General features: G+C 71.4%; 19 protein-coding genes. 9 read left to right on the forward strand and 10 right to left on the reverse strand.

Features of this window, described 5'->3' with window-relative positions; genetic code table 11:
- Positions 1-260: 260 nt before the first annotated feature.
- On the reverse strand, positions 261-1,454 hold the full coding sequence (locus I6J71_RS34015) for an ABC transporter permease (RefSeq protein WP_204097372.1): 1,194 nt from the start codon (positions 1,452-1,454) through the stop codon (positions 261-263).
- Between the two features lie 17 nt (positions 1,455-1,471).
- Positions 1,472-2,395 (reverse strand): ABC transporter ATP-binding protein, encoded by a 924-nt coding sequence (locus I6J71_RS34020; protein ID WP_204090592.1) that lies wholly within the window; start codon positions 2,393-2,395, stop codon positions 1,472-1,474.
- Between the two features lie 148 nt (positions 2,396-2,543).
- Here I6J71_RS34020 and I6J71_RS34025 point away from each other — a divergent pair, with 148 nt between their 5' ends.
- The 5 genes from I6J71_RS34025 to I6J71_RS34045 all read left to right on the forward strand — a co-directional run bounded on the left by I6J71_RS34025 (position 2,544) and on the right by I6J71_RS34045 (position 7,631).
- Positions 2,544-3,755 carry a CdaR family transcriptional regulator gene (locus I6J71_RS34025; protein WP_204090593.1) on the forward strand — a complete coding sequence of 404 codons (1,212 nt, stop codon included), beginning with the start codon at positions 2,544-2,546 and terminating at the stop codon, positions 3,753-3,755.
- A 394-nt stretch (positions 3,756-4,149) separates the two neighbouring features.
- Positions 4,150-5,025, forward strand: a complete 876-nt coding sequence (locus I6J71_RS34030; RefSeq protein ID WP_204097373.1) for an ACP S-malonyltransferase — start codon at positions 4,150-4,152, stop codon at positions 5,023-5,025.
- Positions 5,022-6,005, forward strand: a complete 984-nt coding sequence (locus tag I6J71_RS34035) for a beta-ketoacyl-ACP synthase III (RefSeq protein ID WP_204090594.1) — start codon at positions 5,022-5,024, stop codon at positions 6,003-6,005. Before I6J71_RS34030 ends, I6J71_RS34035 begins: the two co-directional genes overlap by 4 nt.
- A gap of 71 nt (positions 6,006-6,076) precedes the next feature.
- Entirely contained in the window at positions 6,077-6,322 is a 246-nt protein-coding gene (locus tag I6J71_RS34040; protein WP_004559006.1) for an acyl carrier protein, read from the forward strand.
- 58 nt (positions 6,323-6,380) lie between these two features.
- Positions 6,381-7,631 carry a beta-ketoacyl synthase gene (locus I6J71_RS34045; RefSeq protein ID WP_204090595.1) on the forward strand — a complete coding sequence of 417 codons (1,251 nt, stop codon included), beginning with the start codon at positions 6,381-6,383 and terminating at the stop codon, positions 7,629-7,631.
- Between the two features lie 73 nt (positions 7,632-7,704).
- Here I6J71_RS34045 and I6J71_RS34050 read toward each other — a convergent pair whose 3' ends face one another.
- Positions 7,705-8,298, reverse strand: coding sequence for a hypothetical protein (locus I6J71_RS34050; RefSeq protein ID WP_204090596.1), 594 nt, complete (start codon positions 8,296-8,298; stop codon positions 7,705-7,707).
- A 31-nt stretch (positions 8,299-8,329) separates the two neighbouring features.
- The gene (locus tag I6J71_RS34055; protein ID WP_204090597.1) at positions 8,330-8,833 is read right to left on the reverse strand and encodes a DUF3145 domain-containing protein; all 504 of its coding nucleotides are present in this window, start codon (positions 8,831-8,833) and stop codon (positions 8,330-8,332) included.
- A gap of 276 nt (positions 8,834-9,109) precedes the next feature.
- Between I6J71_RS34055 and I6J71_RS34060 the strand changes: the two genes are divergently transcribed.
- Positions 9,110-11,272: a hypothetical protein gene (locus I6J71_RS34060; protein ID WP_204090598.1), complete on the forward strand. Its 2,163-nt coding sequence runs from the start codon at positions 9,110-9,112 to the stop codon at positions 11,270-11,272.
- 32 nt (positions 11,273-11,304) lie between these two features.
- On the opposite strand, the gene I6J71_RS34065 is transcribed toward I6J71_RS34060, so the two are convergent.
- A complete protein-coding gene (locus I6J71_RS34065) occupies positions 11,305-12,711 on the reverse strand; it encodes an NAD(P)/FAD-dependent oxidoreductase (protein WP_204090599.1) in 1,407 nt (468 codons plus the stop codon).
- Between the two features lie 146 nt (positions 12,712-12,857).
- Here I6J71_RS34065 and I6J71_RS34070 point away from each other — a divergent pair, with 146 nt between their 5' ends.
- Positions 12,858-13,577, forward strand: coding sequence for an Lsr2 family protein (locus I6J71_RS34070; RefSeq protein WP_204090600.1), 720 nt, complete (start codon positions 12,858-12,860; stop codon positions 13,575-13,577).
- 467 nt (positions 13,578-14,044) lie between these two features.
- On the opposite strand, the gene I6J71_RS34075 is transcribed toward I6J71_RS34070, so the two are convergent.
- From I6J71_RS34075 to I6J71_RS34095, 5 genes are all read right to left on the reverse strand, one after another.
- On the reverse strand, positions 14,045-14,776 hold the full coding sequence (locus I6J71_RS34075) for a lipoate--protein ligase family protein (RefSeq protein ID WP_204090601.1): 732 nt from the start codon (positions 14,774-14,776) through the stop codon (positions 14,045-14,047).
- Positions 14,773-16,161: an NAD(P)(+) transhydrogenase (Re/Si-specific) subunit beta gene (locus tag I6J71_RS34080; protein WP_204090602.1), complete on the reverse strand. Its 1,389-nt coding sequence runs from the start codon at positions 16,159-16,161 to the stop codon at positions 14,773-14,775. The genes I6J71_RS34075 and I6J71_RS34080 overlap by 4 nt, the downstream gene beginning before the upstream one ends.
- The gene (locus I6J71_RS34085) at positions 16,158-16,469 is read right to left on the reverse strand and encodes an NAD(P) transhydrogenase subunit alpha (RefSeq protein WP_204097374.1); all 312 of its coding nucleotides are present in this window, start codon (positions 16,467-16,469) and stop codon (positions 16,158-16,160) included. Before I6J71_RS34085 ends, I6J71_RS34080 begins: the two co-directional genes overlap by 4 nt.
- A gap of 2 nt (positions 16,470-16,471) precedes the next feature.
- Positions 16,472-17,578 carry a Re/Si-specific NAD(P)(+) transhydrogenase subunit alpha gene (locus I6J71_RS34090; RefSeq protein ID WP_204090603.1) on the reverse strand — a complete coding sequence of 369 codons (1,107 nt, stop codon included), beginning with the start codon at positions 17,576-17,578 and terminating at the stop codon, positions 16,472-16,474.
- A gap of 150 nt (positions 17,579-17,728) precedes the next feature.
- The gene (locus tag I6J71_RS34095) at positions 17,729-18,412 is read right to left on the reverse strand and encodes a TetR family transcriptional regulator (RefSeq protein WP_204090604.1); all 684 of its coding nucleotides are present in this window, start codon (positions 18,410-18,412) and stop codon (positions 17,729-17,731) included.
- A gap of 93 nt (positions 18,413-18,505) precedes the next feature.
- On the opposite strand from I6J71_RS34095, the gene I6J71_RS34100 reads away from it, so the two are divergent.
- The gene (locus I6J71_RS34100) at positions 18,506-19,579 is read left to right on the forward strand and encodes a ferredoxin reductase (RefSeq protein ID WP_204090605.1); all 1,074 of its coding nucleotides are present in this window, start codon (positions 18,506-18,508) and stop codon (positions 19,577-19,579) included.
- Between the two features lie 84 nt (positions 19,580-19,663).
- Positions 19,664-20,779, forward strand: a complete 1,116-nt coding sequence (locus tag I6J71_RS34105) for an acyl-CoA desaturase (RefSeq protein WP_204090606.1) — start codon at positions 19,664-19,666, stop codon at positions 20,777-20,779.
- The last annotated feature ends 1 nt before the right edge of the window (position 20,780 follow it).

Raw genomic sequence — 20,780 nt, forward strand, 5'->3', positions numbered from 1 at the left:
TACCCAGCGGGCGGGAGTGCTGTGCACCACGATCGAGTGAGACGACTGGCGCGGGAAGATCAATCGCGGCCATACTTGGAACTACCGGTGGGGACCGGGGAGACGAGGCCGTCCGGCGCAGCGAAAACCGCAAGCGCCGGGCGGCCTCGAGCATTTCCGGGGTATTGGCGTGGGGCGTATTCAGCGGGTGTTCGTGTCGTCGCCCTGCGAATACAATTCGGGTTTCGCAGCGCGACAACGTTCGTTAACCGAACGGACACTCAGGCGGCGTGCAGCGCATCGCTCAGTTTCACCTTCGCTCCGGTGCGCATCACAGCGTTTCGGTAGATCCGCGCGGCGAGCCAGATCAATCCCGGAATCAGCAGCACCACGAGTCCCACCGACACCACGGCTTCCCCTACGGGCACTCCGCCCATCGCGAGCCGCATCGGCATGAGCGTCGGCGCGAACACCGGGATCACCGAAAGCACCTCGGCGAACTTGTTCGACGGATCCGAGGGCAGCACCGAAATGCCCACGACGTACCCCGCGATCACGAGCATCAGCGCCGGCGACACGGCCCCGCTCACGTCCTCCTGGCGCGAGACCAGCGCCCCGAGCGCCGCGAAGACGATCGAATACATGAAGAAGCCAAGCAGGTACCACACCACCAGCCACACGACCGTGCCGATCGCGGCCGACACCGAGATGGTGAGCACCCCCGTCCCGAGGCCCGCGGCGAGGCCGACGATCCCGATCGCGAGCATCTGGATCAGCCCGACGACACCGATGCCGAGCACCTTGCCCGCCATCAGCTGCCACGGCTTGATGGTCGACAACAGCAGCTCGACCACGCGCGACGTCTTCTCCTCGACCACGCCCTGCGCCACGGCCTGGCCGTTGAGCAGCAGCGACAGGTAGATGAGGATGCCCGCGACGATGCCGAGCACCAGCTGCTGGCCGTCGTAGTCGTAGGGCTTCTCCAGCGGTGGCAGCTGGTCGATGCTCGCGCCGGCGACCGCTGCGCGCACCTGCGCCGGGTCACCGCGGAGGGCGACGATCTGCTCGTTCAGCGCGACCTGGCCCTCGAGCACGGTCAGCACGTTCTTGAGGTTGCCGTCGAGGTCCTTCTCGACCTGGACGTGGACGCGGTCGGCACCCTGCACCAGCAGCGCGTCGATCGAGCCGTCCTTCAGCTTCGCGATCCCGGCCTGCTCGTCGGCGACCGGCTGCGTCGCGATGTCCTGCCCCACCGACTTCCCGGTCGCGGTCAGCGGCGCGGCGAGCGGAGCCGCGGCGGGCACGTAGCCGACGGTCGAGTCGGGACCGCTGCTGCCACCGACGAGCTTGAGCACCACGACGGCGGCGACGATGAGGATCAACAGCACGAGCGTGCTGATCCGGTAGGCCTTCGACTTCAGCCGCGTGCTGATTTCCCGCGAGGCGACGAGACCGACGCCGGCGAGCGGGCTCATGCGGACATCGGGCATGCTCACGCGGCCTCCTGCTGCTGGTGGTTCTCGGTCACGACGGAGCGGAACAGTTCGGTCAGCGACGGGAACTTCCGCGCGAACTCGTGCACCGGCCCGGTCGCCAGCGCCGCGCGCAGCACGGCCTGGTCGTCGGCGCCGTCGCTGAGCTCCAGCTCGGTGACCGAACCCTCGCGGCCGAGCACGGCGACGCCCGGCAGCCCCGCGGCCCAGTCGTCACCCGCCTTCGGCGCGTCGACGAGCAGCCGCACGGAGCCGCCGGCCCGCAGGGCCTCGACGGTGCCCAACGCCTCCATCCGTCCACTCCGGACGATGCCGATGCGGTCGCACAGGCGCTCCACCAGATCGAGCTGGTGGCTGGAGAACACGACAGGCACGCCTTCGGCCGCCTTCTCCTTGAGCACCTGGCTCATCACGTCGACCGCCACCGGGTCGAGCCCGGAGAACGGTTCGTCCAGCACGAGGATGTGCGGGTCGTGCACCAGCGCGGCCGCGAGCTGCACGCGCTGCTGGTTGCCGAGGCTGAGCTTCTGCACCTCGTCGTCGCGGCGCCCGGCCACGCCGAGGCGTTCGGTCCAGCGCACGGTCGACGCCTGCGCGTCGGCCGCCGAGATCCCGTGCAGGCGAGCGAGGTACGTGAGCTGCTCGCCCACCTTCATCTTCGGGTACAAACCACGCTCTTCCGGCATGTACCCGATGTGCCGCCGCGTTTCGTGCGTGATGGGCGAACCAGCGAAGCGCACTTCGCCCGCGTCCGCGCTCAGCACCCCGAGCGCGATGCGCATCGTGGTGGTCTTGCCCGCGCCGTTGCTGCCGACGAAGCCGAAGAGCTCACCCGGCCGCACGTCGAAAGTCATCTTTTCCAGCGCCACGACGGTGCCGTAGCGTTTGGAGATCGCGTCGATCTCCAGTCCGGGCTCTGGCATTCGCCCTTTCCCCCTTGGTGTCGGATTCGGTGACGTACATCACCGGTTACGGATCGTAGAGAGGCCGGGTCACGGTTCCCAGCCCCGCCGGTTGCGTGTCCGCCGCCGAAAGTTGCCGATCGAATGTCCACGTAGGATCGAGTCCGAAATGGCTGAGACGACGGGGCGCCGGGTCCCCAAGCACCACGGGCTGTCCGCGAAGACGCTGCGCTCGCTCGAGCACGCCTCCGGGCGGCTCGCGAGCGCGAGCGTCGCGGTGATGGAGCGCAGGCTCGTGTGGTTCGGGCGGCTGCCGGCCGACCAGCGCGCGAGCGTGCTGCTGATCACCCAGGCGGGTGCCGCCGGGTTCGTCTCGTGGCTGCGGGATTCGAAGGAAGCGCTGAAGCTCACGACGGAAGCGTTCCGCGACGCGCCGGCCGAGCTGTCGCGGTGGATCAGCCTGCGCCAGGCCGTGGGCATGGTGCGGCTCGCGATCGAGGTGTTCGAGGAGCAGCTGCCGGAGTTCGCCGCCAACGAGGCGGAGCGCGCCGCCCTCATCGAGGGAATCCTGCGCTACGGCCGGGAGATCGCGTTCGCCGCGGCCAACTCCTACGCGGCCGCGGCCGAAGCGCGCGGCGCGTGGGACGCGCGGCTCGAAGCGCTCGTCGTCGACGGCATCGTGCGCGGCGACGCGGAGGAGGCTGTGCTCTCGCGCGCGGCCGCGCTGGGCTGGGACCCCGCGGCGGCCGCCACGGTGATCGTCGGCAACCCGCCCTCGGAGGACCCGCCGACGGTGGTGTTCGAGGTCCGCAGCCGCGCCGCCCGCGTCGGCCGGCCCGTGCTGCTGTCGGTGCAGGGCTCGCGGCTCGTGATCGTCATCGGCGGCCCGACCGACGGCGGGGTGAAGGAACGCGAATCCCTCTCGCGCATGTCCGCCGTCTTCGCCGACGGGCCCGTGGTCGCCGGCCCGACCGTGCCGTCGCTGGCCGAGGCGCACCACAGCGCCGCCGAAGCGCTGTCCGGCCTGCGCGCGGTGGTCGCCTGGCCCGGCGCGCCCCGCCCCGTCCGTTCCGACGACCTGCTGCCCGAACGCGCCCTCTCCGGCGATCCCGGAGCCGAGCGCCTGCTGGTCGACCTGGTCGCGCGCCCACTGGAGGAAGCGGGCCCGGCGCTGCAGCGCACGGTCGAGACCTACCTCGAAACCGGCGGCGTGCTGGAGCGCTGCGCGCAGTCGCTCTTCGTGCACCCCAACACGGTCCGCTACCGCCTGCGCAAAGCGGCCGAGCTGACCGGCCGCAACCCGACCGAACCCAGGGATGCGTTCGTGCTCCGCACCGCCCTCACGGTCGGCCGGCTGGCCCGGGCGCGCGGCTTGTGGTGACGGCCGGGCTGCGAACCCGGCGCGCGGCGGACCGGCGGCGCCTCGGTGACGGGCTTGGCGCCCCGTGCACCCGCACCGTCAGGCCGCGCCAGTCAGCCCCGCGAGCTCCTGACCCCCGCGGCGCGACGAAGATGCCCACCCGGGCGCGGGCCCGTGGTGAGCGGGTGGCGCGCCGGTCTGGCTCGTGACAGACTTCACGGCGAGCGATGGTTGAATCCCACAAGGCATCTGGGTTAAGGGCGAGGATCCACCGCGGGTCTTTGGAGGTTTCCTCCAATAACCCCGCACGGACTTGGTTACCGCCCGCATCTGCTGGAGCGTCGCCGCCCGTGGTGTCATAGACACCGTGACAGCAGCAGTCCTCTCCCCCGGCCAGGGCTCACAGGCCCCCGGCATGCTCTCCCCGTGGCTCGAGTCCGACGGTGCGCGCGAGCGCGTCGAGGAGTGGTCCGCGCGCGCGGGCCTCGACCTCGTCCGCCTCGGCACGGAGGGCGACGCCGAGGAGATCCAGGACACCGCGGTCGCGCAGCCGTTGATCGTCGCGCTCTCGCTGCTCTCCTTCGAGCGCCTGCAGCAGGTCGCGCCGGTCGCGGACGACGCGCCGGTGGCCGGCCACTCCGTCGGCGAACTCGCCGCCGCCGCGATCGCGGGGGTGCTGCCGGCGGCCGACGCCGTGGCGCTGGCCGCGGTGCGCGGCGCTGAGATGGCGAAGGCCTGCGCGCTGGAACCGACGTCGATGGCCGCCGTGATGCTCGGCGACCCCGGCGAGGTCGTCGCCTGGCTCGAGGAGCAGGGCCTGGCCGCGGCCAACCGCAACGGGGCCGGCCAGATCGTCGCCTCGGGCGCGGCCGACGCCATCGAGCGGATCGTCGCCGAACCCCTGGAGGGCACGAAGATCCGTGCGCTCAAGGTCGCCGGAGCCTTCCACACGCCCTACATGGCGCCCGCGGAAGCCTCCCTTCGCGAGCACGCCGCCGGCCTCACCCCGGCCGACCCCACGCGCCCGCTGCTGTCGAACGCCGACGGCGCCGTCGTCACGAGCGGCGCCGAGTACCTCGAGCGGCTGCTGGCCCAGGTCACCCGCCCGGTGCGCTGGGACCTGACCATGGACGGCCTCGTCTCGCTCGGCGTGACCAGCACGATCGAACTCGCGCCCGCGGGCACGCTGACCGGCCTGGTCAAGCGGCAGCTCAAGGGTGTCGTCACCACAACGACCGCGCTGAAGACGCCGGACGACCTGGCGAAGCTGCGCGAGGAGGACGCCCAGTGACCGACCGCCCCAGCCTGCGTCTCACGCAGGGCCCCAGCAGCACCCGCATCCTCGGTGTCGGCAGCCACCAGCCGGAGCGGGTCGTGACCAACGACGACCTGTCCGAGCTCATGGACACCAACGACCAGTGGATCCGCGAGCGCGTGGGCATCATCGAGCGCCGTTTCGGGAACAAGGACGAGCTGCTGGTCGACTTCGCGGTCGCCGCGGGCGAAGCCGCGATGGCCGACGCGGGCGTCGACCCGTCCGAAGTGGACACGGTCATCCTGCCGAACTGCACGATGCCCTCGCCGATCCCCAACGCCGCCGGCCAGGTCGCCGCGCGGCTCGGCATCCCGAGCCCCGGCGCCTTCGACCTCAACGCCGCGTGCGCCGGCTTCTGCTACGGCCTCGGCGTGGCCTCGGACCTGATCCGCGCCGGCTCCGCGAAGAAGGTGCTCGTGATCGGCGCCGAAAAACTCACCGACGTCGTCGACCCGACCGACCGCGCCAACGCGATCATCTTCGCCGACGGCGCGGGCGCCGCCGTGGTCGGCGGGGCCGACGAACCGGGCATCGGCCCGGTGGTGTGGGGCAGCGCGGGCGACCTCGTGGACCTCATCTACATGCGCGACCACCAGTACATCCACCAGGAGGGCCAGTCGGTCTTCCGGTGGGCGACCACGCAGATCGCGCCGATCGCGATGCGCGCGCTGGAGGCCGCGGGCCTGCAGCCGTCCGATGTGGACGTGCTGATCCCGCACCAGGCCAACCTGCGCATCGTCGAGTCGATCGCCAAGAAGCTGCGGGCGGCCGGTGCGCGCGAAGACATGGTGGTGGCCGACGACATCAAGTACTCGGGCAACACTTCGTCGGCGTCGGTCCCGCTGGCACTGGACCACATGCGCAAGGCGGGCACCGCGAAGCCGGGCGACGTGGTGCTGGCGATCGGCTTCGGTGCCGGGCTGTCGTATGCCGGGCAGGCGTTCGTCTGCCCCTGATGGATACTTCCCTCGCGGGCGCCGTGCTCGTGAGGTGGACCTGAAGAAGAACCGAGAAGGGAACAACTCCAATGGCTGACAACGCTGAGATCCTCGCCGGCCTCGCCGAAATCGTCGAAGAGGTGGCCGGTGTGGCTCAGGACGACGTCACCGCCGAGAAGTCGTTCGTGGACGACCTGGACATCGACTCGCTGTCGATGGTCGAGATCGCCGTGCAGGCCGAGGACAAGTTCGGCGTCAAGATCCCGGACGACGAGCTCGCGAACCTGAAGACCGTGGGCGACGCGGTGAACTACGTGTCCGCCAACTCGAAGTAAGTCCTCTTCGTACCCGGGCCGGGTGCGCCCGGTCCGGAGCAACCTTGGGGAGACTCCCATGAGCAACATCGACGTCGTGATCACCGGGATGGGGGCGACCACGCCCCTCGGCGGGGACGTCGCGTCCACCTGGGACGGTCTGCTGGCGGGCCGCAGCGGGGTGCGCAAGATCGACGCGGAGTGGGTCGAGGAGCTCGGCCTGCCCGTGCAGATCGGTGCAACGCTCGCCGTCGAGCCGACCGAGGTCCTGCCGCGCGTGCAGGCGCGCCGGCTGGACCGGTGCGAGCAGGTGGCGATCATCGCCGCCCGGCAGGCCTGGGCCGACGCCGGGTTCACCGAGCAGACCGACGAGCACACCGACGTCGAGCCGGAGCGGCTGGGCGTGTCGATCGGCACCGGCATCGGCGGCCCGGTCACGCTGCTCAGCCAGAACGACCTGTTGCACCAGCAGGGGCTCCGCAAGGTGTCGCCGCTCACCGTGCCGATGCTGATGCCCAACGGCCCGGCCGCGCACGTGAGCATCGACCTGAAGGCGCGTGCGGGGGTGCACTCCCCGGCTTCGGCGTGCGCCTCCGGCGCCGAGGGCATCGCCACCGGCTACGAGATGATCCGGTCCGGGCGGGCCGACGTCGTCGTCGCCGGCGGCACCGAGGCGTGCATCCACCCGATCACCCTCGCGGGCTTCGCCCAGGCGCGCACGGTGTCGACCCGCAACGACGACCCGGGGGCCGCGTCCCGGCCGTTCGACGTCAGCCGCGACGGCTTCGTGCTCGGCGAGGGCGCCGGGGTGGTCGTGCTGGAGCGGGCCGATCTCGCCAAGGCTCGCGGCGCGCGGATCTACGCGACGCTCGCCGGCTACGGCATCACCTCCGACGCGTACCACATCACGGGCAACCACCCGGAGGGCATCGGGCAGATCGCGGCCATGCGCGCGGCCATGACGATGGCGGAGCTGTCCCCTTCGGACATCGGTCACGTCAACGCGCACGCGACGTCCACTGTGGTCGGTGACATCGGCGAGGCCGCGGCGATCCGCAAGGCGATCGGTGAGCACCCCGTGGTCACCGCGCCGAAGGGCGCGCTCGGCCACCTCGTCGGCGGCGCCGGCGCGGTGGAGGGCATCGCCACGATCCTCTCGCTCTACGAGGGTGTCGTGCCCGCGACGCTGAACCTGACCGACCTCGACCCGAAGGTGCAGCTCGACGTCGTTTCGGGTGAAAACCGCAAGGTCGAGCTCACCGCGGCGATCAGCAATTCCTTCGGCTTCGGCGGTCACAACACCGCCCTGCTGTTCACGCCGGCCGCCTGAGCAGTTCCGTTCGACGACACCAGGGCCCCTCCCACCGCGGGAGGGGCCCTGGTTCGCGTCCGGGGTCATTCCGTCAGCAGCGGTCGTGCTCGGGTGACGCGCCCGATTGGATGGCGTCGATCTTGTATCCGCCGCGTTCGAAGACCATCGGCAGCACCAGGCGCCACCGGATGCACGTGTACGGGAAGTCGGGCGGCGCCTCGTCGACGGACTGCGTGCTCGTGAAGCCCACCAGCACCCGCAACGAGGTGCCGGCGCCGGGTTCGATGCGGTACAGCAGGATGTTGACGTCCTTCGTGGACCGGAAGCCCTTGAGCCACTTGTCCCGCGGATAGACCTTCACGCGCCCCTCGGAGACGGATTGGGCCCACTGGTCGTAGTCGTGGTGGTTCACACCGTCGAAGTACATCTGCAGCACCTGGCGCACGGTCTCGTCCTGCGGGTGCCGTGCCGCGTCCTCGGTGACCTCGACCTGAGGGGACCTCGACTCGTCGCCCGAACTGACCGACGTCGTCGGGATCGACGCGACCGGATCGTCCTGTGGTGCCGCGGGACGGCGGTACAGCTCGCGCGCGAGCAGGCCACCGCCCACGGTCACGGACAAGACCACGACGAGCACAGGTACCAACCACCGCTGACGGGCGGGCGCGGGCGGACGGGCGGTCACCCCCGAGAGGGTACTCACCCAGCCGAGGGGCTCAGCCGACCTGGTGCAGCCAGGTGACGGGGGCGCCGTCGCCGGCGTGGCGGTAGGGCTCGAGCGCCTCGTCCCAGCTCGCCGCGAGCAGCTCGTCGAGCTTGTGCGCCAGCGACTCCCCGCCGCGGGTCATGCTCACGAGCGCGCGCAGCTGGTCTTCGCCCACAACGATGTCGCCGTTGGCGCTGGTGCGGCCGTGCCACAGGCCGAGGCCGGGCGCGAAGCAGAAGCGCTCGCCGTCGACTCCGGCGCTGGGTTCTTCGGTGACCTCGAAGCGCAGCATCGGCCAGGCCTTGAGCGCGGCGGCCAGCTTGGCGCCGGTGCCGGCGGGCGCGCGCCAGCCGCACTCGGCACGCAGCTGTCCGGGACTGGCGGGCTGCGCCGTCCACTTCAGCTCGACTCGGGCCCCGAGGGTGCCCGAAATCGCCCACTCGACGTGCGGGCACACCGCAGACGGCGACGAGTGGACGTACACCACACCTCGGGTGTTGCCACGGGTGCTCACTGCTGACCTCCGCTTGCTCGACGAGGGACGTCTTCCCCTACGACCTCTCGAGCTGCTTCGGCTGTGGGCTTCCGTGCCACTCCCCGACGTGCCGCTTCCCGATCTGTGTAGCACATTCTGCACCCCAACTGTGCCGTTTGGCCACACGAACACCACAAGTCGCGCGCGAACCCCCTTTAGGAGGGAGGCTCGCCGACGCGTCCGCGTTTAGCACGGATCTCGGCGTCCGGCACGCTAGCGTGGTGCCCCGGAACGGTCGAGGTGAGGAGGGGTTCGGTGCGACTGGTCCGCCTCGGGCAGCAGCCGTCGCGCGTCGCCGAAGACGTGCGGGCGGCACTGGCGTCCCTCGGCCGCGGCAGCACCGTCATCGGCGGCGTCGCGCTGGTCGGTGCCAGGCCGGCGGGAGACGACCGGGCCGTGGAGGCCGTGGTGGTGCTGCCCAAGGGCGTGCTCATCGTGATCGGCGTCGACCTGCCCGACCCGGCCCTGCGCCTCGAAGCCCCGCTCGGCGGCCCGTGGAAGGCCGACGGCTGGCCGCTCGTCCACGGGGACGACGCAGTCAACCCCGCCACGGAGGCACTGGACCTGTCACAGGAATGCGAGCGCCGCATCGCCGAACTGGCCCCCGGTTGCGGCCCGGTGGGCACGATCGTGGCAGTCGGGCCGTACGTCGAAACGGTCGACCAGCCGGCCGCCGACCTCGCCGGGCCGGTCCGCGTGCTCCACCCCACGCCGACCACGATGCTCGCAGCCACGGTGTCGCTCGCGACGGCGCGCAGCCCCCGGTCGCTCGACCAGGCGCGCGCCCTGATCTCCGCGCTGGCGCCCGACGCCCCGGCGCTGCCCGACGACGTCCTGCTGGGCGAAGGTTTCGTGCGCTACACGGACGATCCGCCTGTGGCGGTTGCCGCACCCGCGCCGGCGCGGGTGGAGAAACCGGCCGCGGCGTCTGCCGGTGCTTCCGCCGCTGGTCCGGCTGGTACCACTGCGAAGCGCCCCACCATCACGTCCGTTCCGCCACCGCCGCCGGTCATCCCGACGGTGGTCCCGGTGCCACACATCGCCTTCACCGACACTCCCACGGAGTCCACCGAACCGCCGCCCAAGGCCACTCCGGTGGGTGGGTCCACTTCGGCCGCTTCGCCGGCCGGCTCGGACGCACTCACCGACATGCCGACCGAATCCACCGCGCCTCCGCCCGTCCCCGGTGCGGCTCCGTCCACTTCGGCCGATCCGCAGGGCACCGACGAACCGGACACTCCGCTCGACTCGGCCGCAACCGAGAAGATGGCGGCACCGAAGCAGGAACCCGTCACCACACCGCCGCATCGGGTCCCCGGCTCACGCCCGGCACCGGCCGTGACGGCGCCGAAAGCCACGCCAATCCCCGCACCGACGCCCACGACGGCGGCCGGCACCACGGCGGGCCGCCCCGGCCCTTCCGCCGGACCTGGGCCGGCGCCGAAATCAGGGGCGCCGGTGTCCCCCGCTGCCGCCTCGGCGGGCGTGGGCAAAGTCTCGGCTGCCGCGCAGAACGGGGTACCCGGGAGCGCTGCCGCGACACCGGGCTCACCGGTGGTCGGCACCACCGCGCCCGCGGACCGGACCATCGCACCTGTCTCGCCGATGCCCGGTGCCCCGCGTCCCGGCACGGCAGCAGCCGGAGCGCTGAGGACCGGTGCCGCGCCGGGACCGGTGGGCACCACCAGCGCGGCCCGCACCTCCGCCACCGCAACCGCAGAGCCGCGGCAGGCGGTGCCCTCGGCGCCGTCGTCGGCGGGATCGCGGGGAGCGGTGGCGCCGGGCGCGGAGAAGTCGTCGAGGACCGTGCGGTGGGTGCCGGTCGCGGCGATCGGGTTGCTGGCGGTGCTCCTGGTCACGGCCATCGTCGTGGCGGCGACCGGTGGGGGCGGCGGGGAGGCCTCGCCGCCACCCAGCAAGCGCGCCAGTGCGCCCGCGGCGGCACCCGTGGCGAGCAGTGGAGCGCCGGCGAGCAGCGCGGCGCCGAGCCTGTCCTTCGAGCCGCGGGCGAACAGCGCGGACCAGCGGTGCGCGTCGCACGCGTTCGGGGACGTGCAGGCGAGCTTGCAGCAGACCAGCTGCTCCGCGGTCCGCCGCGCGAGCTACACGGCGCTGGTCGACGGACGGCCGGCCGCGGTGACCGTCGCCGTGGTCGAGTTCCCCGACGCGGCGCAGGCCACGCACTTCAAGCAGGTCGCCGACACGCCGGGCGGCGGCGGGATCCTCGACGTCGCCACCGAGACCGGCAAGTGGCCCGGGCCGCCGCCACAGTTCGACAGCGCCGCGTACGCCAGCAAGATCGACGGCAACGGCGTGCGGCTCGTGCAGGTGGTGTGGCAGACGGGTCCGTCCACACCGGACGACCCCGGCCTCACCCGCGCCGCGCAGGGCGCGCTCGCGCTCACGATGCCGTCCTGAGGCGGGTCCCCGCAGGGACCCGCCCGGTGGAACTACAGCCCGTACGCCTCGAGCAGCCGCAGCCAGACCTCGCTGATCGTCGGGAACGACGGCACGGCGTGCCACAGCCGGTCCAGCGGCACCTCGCCGACCACGGCGATCGTCGCGGAGTGCAGCAGTTCGGCGACGTCCGGGCCGACGAACGTCACGCCCAGCACGACCCCGCGCTCGGTGTCGACGACCATGCGGGCCTTGCCGGCGTAGCCGTCGGCGTGCAGCGCCGAGCCGGCGACCGCGATGTCGATGTCCACGACGCGATCGGCCGAACCGTCCCGAGCCTCGGTGAGCCCGACCGACGCGACCTCCGGGTCGGTGAAGATGACCTGCGGCACCGCGTGGTGGTCGGCGGTCGCGCTGTACTTGCTCCAGGGCCCGGTCGGGATGTCCGCACCGCGGCCGCGCGCGGCGACGCTGTCGCCGGCCACGCGGGCGGCGTACTTGCCCTGGTGCGTGAGCAGCGCGCGTCCGGTCACGTCACCCGCGGCATACAGCCACCCACCGTCCACGGCGGACACGCGCCCGCTCTCGTCGACCTCGAGCGGGCCGCTGGTGGGCAGGCCGAGCACGTCGAGCCCGACGTCGCCCGAGGCCGGCGTGCGGCCCGTCGCGACGAGCAGTTCATCGACCACCAGCTCCTCACCACCGGTGAGCTGCAGCGACGCCCCGCTGTCCACAGCGGACACCTTCTCGATGCCCGAGCCGGTGTGCACCGTCACCCCGGCGGCCCGCAGCCCGTCCAGCACGAGGTCACCCGCGAACTCCGGCAGCCGCGGCAACGGACGCTCACCCGTGATGATCAGGTGCACCTGCGAGCCCAGCGTGGCCCACACCTGCGCCATCTCCACCCCGACGACACCACCGCCGAGCACCGCGAGGCGCGCGGGCACGGCCGTCGCCGAAGTGGCTTCCCGGGAACCCCACGGCTTGATCGTGTCCAGCCCAGGGATCGCCGGGGTGCGCGGCACGCTGCCGGTGCACACGATCACCGCGTGGCGCGCGGTGAGCACGCGCCCGTCCTCGAGCGTCACTTCCCGCTCGCCGGTGATCCGGCCATGGCCGCGGATCGGCTCGACGCCGACACCCCGCGCCCAGTCCGCCTGGCCGTGGTCCTGGCCTTCGGGGTCACCGCGGCCGACGAACCAGTCGCGGCGGGCGAGCACCTTCTCCGGGTCGAGCGCGTCGCCGATCGGCACACCGGGAATCCGCTTGGCCGCGGCGAGGAGGTTCCCGGGGCGCAGCAACGCCTTGCTGGGGATGCACGCCCAGTACGAGCATTCACCGCCGAACAATTCGTGCTCGATGAGCGCCACCTTGAACCCACCCTTGGCGGCGCGTTCTGCGGCGACCTCACCGACGGGGCCGGCTCCGATCACCACGACGTCGAAAGTCTGTCCTGACATGGCTTCAGCGCACACCACCGCGAGGCTTCACGCAAGCCAGCCGATATCGTGTTCCGCGAGCTGCAAGAACCGGCGACGCCGGGTGACCGGGTCGTCGCCGTGCCGATTGCGCGCACAACCACGATCGAGCACGGGAGGCTGCCGTCTTGGCCAGGAACACCGCTGTCCACGTCTTGGACGACCTGACCACCGAGCCGGCGGCCGAGACGGTGAGCTTCGGCCTCGACGGTGTCGGCTACGAAATCGACCTCTCCCGGCGAAACGCGGCCGCGCTGCGGGAAATCTTCGACCCGTACGTGCGCCACGGCCGGCGCACAGGAGGCCGCAAACAGCGCAGGCGACTGGCGGCGGGTACGAAAAGCGCTGTCGCGGAGGAGGAAAAACCCGCCAAGCGCACAGCGGCAGCGGCGAAAACCGCGACCCGCGCGGCGAAGCAGGGCAAAGCGGCCGCGCAGCCCGCGCGGGGCAAGAAGGTTCAGGCCACCCGGGACTCCGCAGCGGCCAAGTCCGCCAAGGCATCCGCGCCGAAGACCACCACGGCCAAGGCGCCGGCCGCCGATGCGAAACCCGCCACGCTGAAAGCCAAGGCCGGCACCGCGAAAGCACCTGCAGCGAAATCCGCCGCGGCGGCGAAGACCAAAGCCACGACGGGGAAGGCGGCCGAGCACAAGACCCCGGCCGGCAAGAAGGCTGCGGCCAAGATCACGTCGGCGAAACCGGTGGGAACCAAAGCGAACCCGCAGAAACCGCCGACCGCGAAAGCCGGCGAACCGAAAACCGCAGCGCCCGAAGCCCCGGAGCCCAAGACCGCAACCCGTCGCCCGGCGCGGAAGGTGCCGGCCGTCACGTTCTCCTCGCGCCAGTAAGCCGCGGTGCTGGGGCCGCGGTGAGCGCTCGCGCGAACCCCACCGACGCACCCGCCGAACCGGCCCGCTTCAATCGCGCCCCGAAAACGCGCCGGCCGCCACGTGCCCCACGGGCCCAGAAGCCGCGGACGCGGCGCGGGTTGCCCGCAGCGGGACACCGCGCGAACACAACAACAGCCGACGCCACGCGAACGCCGAGCCAGCCCACCTCAATCGCGCCCCAGAAACGCGCCGGCTGCCACGTTCCCCTCGGGCAGTAAGCCTCGGTCGCTCACCCGTGAACCCGGCAACACCCACCGACGCACGAACGCCGAACCGGCCCGCTTCAATCGCGCCCCGAAAACGCGCCGGCCGCCACGTGCCCCACGGGCCCATAAGCCGCGGCCGCGGCGCCCGTTGCCCGCAGCAGGGCACCCGCGCGAACACAACAACAGCCGACGCCACGCGAACGCCGAGCCGGCCAAACCTCAGTCGCGGCGTTGTCGTCCGTCCGCGTGCCACTGGGCGTAGTGGTAGCGGGTGTGCAGCAACGTCCGCCGGCGCGCGAGCTCCGCGTCCGTCGGCGAGCGGGGGGTCAGCGGGCCGAGCAGGCCTGCGGCCGCCGCGCGCACCACGGACTCCACCTCGCCCTCGGCGGGGTGCACGCCGTGGTCGGACAGCGACGCGACCTTGCTGCGGTGCGAGTCGAGTGGCTTCGGGTCCGGCGGCGGGGCCGTGAGGTACGCGCCGACGCGCGCGGCGTCCGTGTCGATGAGCAGGGTCGAGTGGGCCAGCAGCCCGCTCTTGGTCCGGAACACCGCGAACCCGCACAGCTTCGCGTCGCCGACGAACAAGCCGCGTTCGCCCAGGCGTGGTGGCAGGCCGAGCTTTTCGACGGCCGCGGACATCACCAGGCCGAGCATCTCGAGCGGTTTGTCCGCGGGGCCGGGCAGGACGAGCGTCACGTTCAGGTTGCCCGGGTCGTGGTACACCGTGCCGCCGCCGCTGGCCCGGCGCAGCACCGGCACGCCGTCGCGCGCGCACTCGGCGACCCGCACTTCGCGTGCGATCTTCTGGCCCCGGCCGACGACCACGCTCACCGGGTTGCGCCACAGCCAGAGCACCGGAGCGACCGGCCCCTCGCGCAGCAGCGCCTCGTCGAACGCCAGGTTGCCGGCCGGATCGCTGAACTGTGCGCGCACGTCCGACCCGGTGTTCACAGCGCTTTGAGCTCCTCCACGATCTCGCCCACCGACGACTTGGCGTCCCCGAAGAGCATGCTGGTCTTCGGATCGTAGAACAGCTCGTTGTCGATGCCCGCGAAGCCCGAGTTCATCGAGCGCTTGAGCACGATCACCGAGCGGCTGTCGTTGACCTTGAGGATCGGCATGCCGTAGATCGGCGAACCCGGGTCCGTCTGCGCGGCCGGGTTGGTGACGTCGTTGGCGCCGATCACGAGCGCGACGTCGGTCTGGGCGAACTCGGAGTTGATCTCGTCCATCTCGCGCAGTTGTTCGTAGGGCACGTCGGCCTCGGCGAGCAGCACGTTCATGTGCCCCGGCATGCGCCCGGCGACCGGGTGGATGGCGTAGGCGACGTCGATCCCCTTGGCCTCCAGCAGTTTCGCCATCTCGCGCACGGTGTGCTGGGCCTGCGCCACGGCCATGCCGTAGCCGGGCACGACCACGACCTTGTTCGCGTAGGCCATCTGGATCGCCGTGTCGGCCGCGCTCGTGCTGCGCACCGGCCGCGCCTCCTTCGCCCCACCCCCGGCCGTCACCGCGGTGGCGCCGCCGAACCCGCCGGCGACGATCGCCGGGATCGAGCGGTTCATCGCCTTCGCCATGAGGTTCGTGAGGATCGAGCCGGAGGCGCCGACGATCATCCCGGCCACGATCAGCGCCGTGTTGCTCAGCGCGAGGCCCATCGCGGCCGCGGAAAGCCCGGTGAACGCGTTGAGCAGCGAGATCACCACGGGCATGTCGGCGCCGCCGATCGGCAGCACCACCGTGATCCCGAGGAGCGCGGCGGCCAGCAGCAGGCCGATCATCAGCACCTCCGCGTCACCGCCGATGAGGATGAGCACGGCGCACGCGACGGCGATCAGCACCAGCAGCAGGTTCGCCGGCTGCTGCAGCTTCCCGAGCGTCACGGGCCGTCCGGTGATGAGCTCCTGCAGCTTGCCGAACGCGATGCCCGAGCCCCAGAAGGAGATCGACCCGATGAGCGCGGCGAACAGCGACGCGATGCCCACGTACAGAGGTTCGGTCGCGTAGCCGTCGGTGCTGCGGAACTCGACCCACGCGATGAGGGCAACAGCACCGCCGCCAACGCCGTTGAACAAAGCCACCATCTGCGGCATCGCGGTCATCTTGACGTTGCGCGCGGCCGGCACGCCGACGAGCGCACCGAGCACGACACCGAGGATGATCAGCAGCCAGCTGCCCATGCCGGGTGTGAGCAGCGTCGCGACGATCGCGATCACCATGCCCGTGGCAGCGATCCAGTTGCCGCGCACCGCCGTGCGCGGCCCGGTGAGCCCCATCAGGCCGTAGATGAACAGGGCGAACGCGACGATGTAGAGCACCGCGATGAGCTGCGTCATCGGTCCGCCTCCTCGCCGTCGTCCCCCGGTTCGGGCTTCTTGCCCTTGAACATCCCGAGCATCCGGTCGGTCACGAGGAAACCGCCGACGATGTTGATCGTGCCGAAGGCGATGGCGATCACGAGCAGGACCTTGTTCAGCACACCCTCGACGCCAAGGCCCAGCACGATCAGCCCGCCCAGCAGCACGATGCCGTGGATCGCGTTGGTGCCCGACATCAGCGGCGTGTGCAGGGTGTTGGGGACCTTCGAGATCACCGCGAAGCCCACGAACCCCGCAAGCACGAGCACGGCCAGGTTCTCCACCAGGGTCACGACGCGCTCCCTTCCCGCCCGGCCACGCAGGCACCGGCGACGACCTCGTCGGAAAAGTCGAGCGCCAGCTCGCCATCGGCGGTCACGAGCAGTTCCAGCAGCTCGGTGACGTTGCGCGCGTACAGCTCGCTCGCGTGCCCCGGCATCCCGGCGGGCAGGTTGAGCGGGGCGCTGATCGTCACATCGAACTCGACGACGTCCTCGCCCGGCTTGCTCAGCTCGCAGTTGCCGCCGGTCTCGCCGGCGAGGTCGACGACGACGCCCCCGGCGGGCATGCCCTTCACCGCGTCCGCCGTGACCAGCGTCGGAGCCTTGCGCCCGGGCACGAGCGCGGTCGTGACGACGACGTCGAACCGCGTGATGGCCTCGGTGAGCCGGCGCTGCTGCTCGGTGCGCTCCTCCTCGGTCAGCTCCCGTGCGTACCCGCCCTCGCCGACGGCCTCGATACCCAGGTCGAGGAACTTCGCGCCGAGCGAGCGCACCTGCTCCCCCACCTCGGGCCGCACGTCGTAGCCGGTGGTCTGGGCGCCGAGCCGCTTGGCCGTGGCGAGCGCCTGCAGCCCCGCGACACCAGCGCCGAGCACCAGCACCTTCGCCGGTGGGACGGTGCCGGCCGCCGTGGTCAGCATCGGGAAGAACCGGGGCAGCTTCTCCGCCGCGAGCAGCACCGCGCGGTAGCCGGCGACGCTGCTCTGCGACGACAGCGCGTCCATGGCCTGCGCCCGGGAGATCCGCGGAACCGCTTCCACGGCGAAGGCCTTGACGCCCGCTTTCTCCAGCGCCTCGAGGCCCGCCGGATTCCCGCGGGGGTCGAGGAAGCCGATCAGTACGGTGCCGGGTTTCAGCTTTGCGACCTCGTCGGGCGTGGGCGGCGCGACCTTGAGCACGACGTCGGCCGACCACGCGTCGCCGGCTTCCGCGCCCGCCTCGACGTAGGCCTCGTCGGCGAGCTGCGCGCCGGCGCCCGCGCCCGGTTCCAGGAGCACTCGCAAGCCGCGTTGAGCCAGCCGGCCGACTAGCTTCGGCACCATCGCCACTCGGCGCTCGCCCGGGCGCGATTCCGCGACCACCCCGACCGTCAGCCGGGTTCCGTTCTCCGCCACGCGACCTCCTCGTCATTGAGGGTCGGCTGAGGATCACCGTTGCTGCGGTTCTACCACGCGAGCGCGCCCGCGCCCGGTTCAACGAGTCGCGTTTACGCCCGTGCGTCCGGTTTCTCCGCTGGTGGGAGCACGAATTTCACTGGTCGTCTCCTACGGCGACGGCCGCCAGTGCGGCACACCCGTGAGAATCATCCGCAACCGTTTGCTGGCCTGGCCGAGCACGCGTTCGTCCGCTTCGCGGTCGCCCTGGCGCACGTCCAGGAGGTCGACGACCGTGGCGAGCATGCTCGTGACGATGAGGTCGGCGAGCGTGTGGAGGTCTTCGGTCGGCCACTGCCGCAAGGGTTCGAAGCGCGCGAGGTCGATGGCGAGGTCGCTGGAGAACAGCCGCAGTTCCACGCCGATGGCGCGGGCGACCGGCCCGGTGCCGGCGTAACGCTCGCGGGTGACGAACCGGAAGTGGTCCTCGTGGGCGCGCACGTGCTCGTACAGCGTGCGCACCGACGCGTCGACGACGTCGAGGTGGTCCGCGGGCTCGGTGCGCGCCGAGCGGATGAGCTCCCGCAGCGTGCGCGTGGTCTGCTCGACGAGCGCGATGCCGAGCTCGTCCATCGAGGTGAAGTGCCGGTAGAACGCCGTGGGCACGATGCCAGCGCGCTTGGTGACCTCGCGCAGGGACAGGCCGGCGAACCCGCCGTCGGCGAGCAGCTCCAGTGCGGCGTCGAGCAGAGCCTGCCGGGTGCGCTGCTTGCGCTCCTGCCGGCTCACCGGACCGGCCGGCACCTCCCCTGCGGACACAGCCGGCAGCGTACCGACGCCCTCGGCATGGTCCACGTCACATCACCTCGCTCCCGAATTGACAGATCCAGGGTCCGTCCCGCCACACTGTGGAGTGTACAAGCGTTCACTGAAACTTGCGGAGGAGCGATGACGATCCTGCTGCCGCGCGGCTGGCGCGCGCTCGGCGAGGCCCTGCTGACTCCGCACGGCGCGGACCGCTACCTGGAGCTTCTCGACCCGATGCTGGTCCGGCGTGAGATCCGCGGCCGGGTCACGAGCGTGCGGCACCAGACGCCGGACACGGTGACGTTCACCGTGCGGCCGAGCCGCGCGTGGCGGGGGTTCGAGGCCGGCCAGTACGTGCGGCTGACGGTGGAAATCGACGGCGTCCGGCGGACGCGCTGCTACTCGCCGTGCAGCAGTGAGGGCGACCTGGAGTTCACGGTGAAGGCCGATCCGCAGGGCCTGGTGTCGCGGCACCTGCACGCGACAACGAAGACCGGTTCTGTTTTCGGGCTGTCGGCGGCCGACGGCGAGTTCACCCTGCCCGCACTCCGGCCGGAGCGGATCCTGCTGATCAGCGGCGGCAGCGGCATCACGCCGGTGCTGGCGATGGCGCGCCGGCTCGTCGCCGAGGGCCACCGCGGCGAGATCGTGTTCCTGCACTATTCGCACACCGCGGCCGACGTGCTTTACCGCGACGAACTGGCGGAGCTCGCCGCGCGGCACCCCGGCTTCCGGGTGGTGCACGCGCACACCCACGGCCGCGGCGGCGACCTGCACGGCTTCTTCTCGAAGCAGCACCTGGGGCGAGCCGCGCCGTGGTTCCGCGACGCCGAGACGTTCCTCTGCGGCCCGAAGCCGCTGATGGATTCGGCTCGGGAAGTGTTCGGCGCCGAAGAGCTCGGTGAACGACTGCACACCGAAGAGTTCACCGCGCCGCCGCTCACCTTCGACACCGCGGGCGCCGAGGGCACGGTGCGGTTCGCGCGCAGCGGCCGCGAGTGCGCCAACTCGGGCAAGCCGCTGCTGGAGCAGGCCGAGGACGCAGGCCTGACACCCGAGCACGGGTGCCGGATGGGCATTTGCTTCTCGTGCACCCAGGTCAAGACCGCCGGGCGCGTGCGCAACGCCCGCACCGGCGAGGTCTCCGGCGAGGCAGACGAAGAGATCCAGCTCTGCATCAGCGTCCCGGTCGGGGACGTGGAGATCAACGCCTGAGAGGCGGTGTGAGCACACACTGCCCCACCCGCTCGCAACGCCGATCGGGTGCGGGTATCCCGCACAACCACAGGAGGGACGACCGTGACCGGTTTGCAGGACCGCCTGACGCCCGAGCAGGTCGGGGAGTTCGGCCGCGAACTCGACGCGCTGCGCCAGCGCATCGTGGCCGACCTGGGCGAGGCCGACGTCGAATACATCCGCACGATCATCAAGACGCAGCGCGGGCTGGAGGTCGCCGGACGCGCGCTGCTGTTCGCCGGGTTCCTGCCGCCGGCCTGGATCGCGGGCGTCGGGGCGCTGTCGCTGGCCAAGATCCTCGACAACATGGAGATCGGCCACAACGTGATGCACGGCCAGTACGACTGGACCCGAATCCCAGAGCTGAGCTCGCAGCGCTTCGAGTGGGACACCGTGGCACCGGCCGAGAACTGGCGGCACTCGCACAACTACATCCACCACACGTTCACGAACATCCTCGACAAGGACCGCGACATCGGTTACGGCATCCTGCGGATGGACGCCAGCCAGAAGTGGCACCCGTACTACCTCGGCAACCCGGTGTACGCGACGCTGCTGGCCCTACTGTTCCAGTGGGGCGTGATGCTCCACGACCTGGAGGTCGACCGCGTCGTGAAGGGCGAGCGGACGTGGGCCGAGAACGCGCCGGTGCTGCGCAAGATCGTGCGCAAGGCCGCGCGGCAGATCGGCAAGGACTACGTGCTGTTCCCGCTGCGGACCGGGCCGCTCGCACCGCTCACGCTGCTGGGCAACGCGAGCGCCAACCTCGTGCGCAACCTGTGGGCGTTCGCGATCATCTTCTGCGGCCACTTCCCGGCCGACGTGGAGAGCTTCACCGAGGAGGAGACGGCCGGCGAGTCGCGCGGCCAGTGGTACCTGCGCCAGATCCTCGGCTCCGCGAACATCACGGGCAGCCCGCTGTTCCACGTCCTGTCCGGGAACTTGTCGCACCAGATCGAGCACCACCTGTTCCCGGACCTCCCGGCGCGCCGGTACCCGCAGATCGCGGCCGAGGTACGGGAGATCTGCGCGCGCTACGGCCTGCCGTACCACACCGGCCCCCTGCGCAAGCAGCTGTGGTCAGTGGCGAAGAAGATCGTGAAGCTCGCGCTTCCCGGCACGCCGGGGCGGCCCCCGGGCGCTACCGTGGATCCCGACCGGCAACTCCGAGCAGCCTAGG

The sequence above is a fragment of the Amycolatopsis sp. FDAARGOS 1241 genome (assembly GCF_016889705.1).
GTDB lineage: Bacteria > Actinomycetota > Actinomycetes > Mycobacteriales > Pseudonocardiaceae > Amycolatopsis.

What these genes read in the sequence shown, in the direction of transcription:
- I6J71_RS34065 (WP_204090599.1), bottom strand. Translation starts at nt 12,711, where the DNA reads ATGTCAGGACAGACTTTCGACGTCGTGGTGATCGGAGCCGGCCCCGTC.
- I6J71_RS34100 (WP_204090605.1), top strand. Translation starts at nt 18,506, where the DNA reads ATGACGATCCTGCTGCCGCGCGGCTGGCGCGCGCTCGGCGAGGCCCTG.
- I6J71_RS34030 (WP_204097373.1), top strand. Translation starts at nt 4,150, where the DNA reads ATGCTCTCCCCGTGGCTCGAGTCCGACGGTGCGCGCGAGCGCGTCGAG.
- I6J71_RS34025 (WP_204090593.1), top strand. Translation starts at nt 2,544, where the DNA reads ATGGCTGAGACGACGGGGCGCCGGGTCCCCAAGCACCACGGGCTGTCC.
- I6J71_RS34045 (WP_204090595.1), top strand. Translation starts at nt 6,381, where the DNA reads ATGAGCAACATCGACGTCGTGATCACCGGGATGGGGGCGACCACGCCC.
- I6J71_RS34080 (WP_204090602.1), bottom strand. Translation starts at nt 16,161, where the DNA reads ATGACGCAGCTCATCGCGGTGCTCTACATCGTCGCGTTCGCCCTGTTC.
- I6J71_RS34040 (WP_004559006.1), top strand. Translation starts at nt 6,077, where the DNA reads ATGGCTGACAACGCTGAGATCCTCGCCGGCCTCGCCGAAATCGTCGAA.
- I6J71_RS34020 (WP_204090592.1), bottom strand. Translation starts at nt 2,395, where the DNA reads ATGCCAGAGCCCGGACTGGAGATCGACGCGATCTCCAAACGCTACGGC.
- I6J71_RS34015 (WP_204097372.1), bottom strand. Translation starts at nt 1,454, where the DNA reads ATGAGCCCGCTCGCCGGCGTCGGTCTCGTCGCCTCGCGGGAAATCAGC.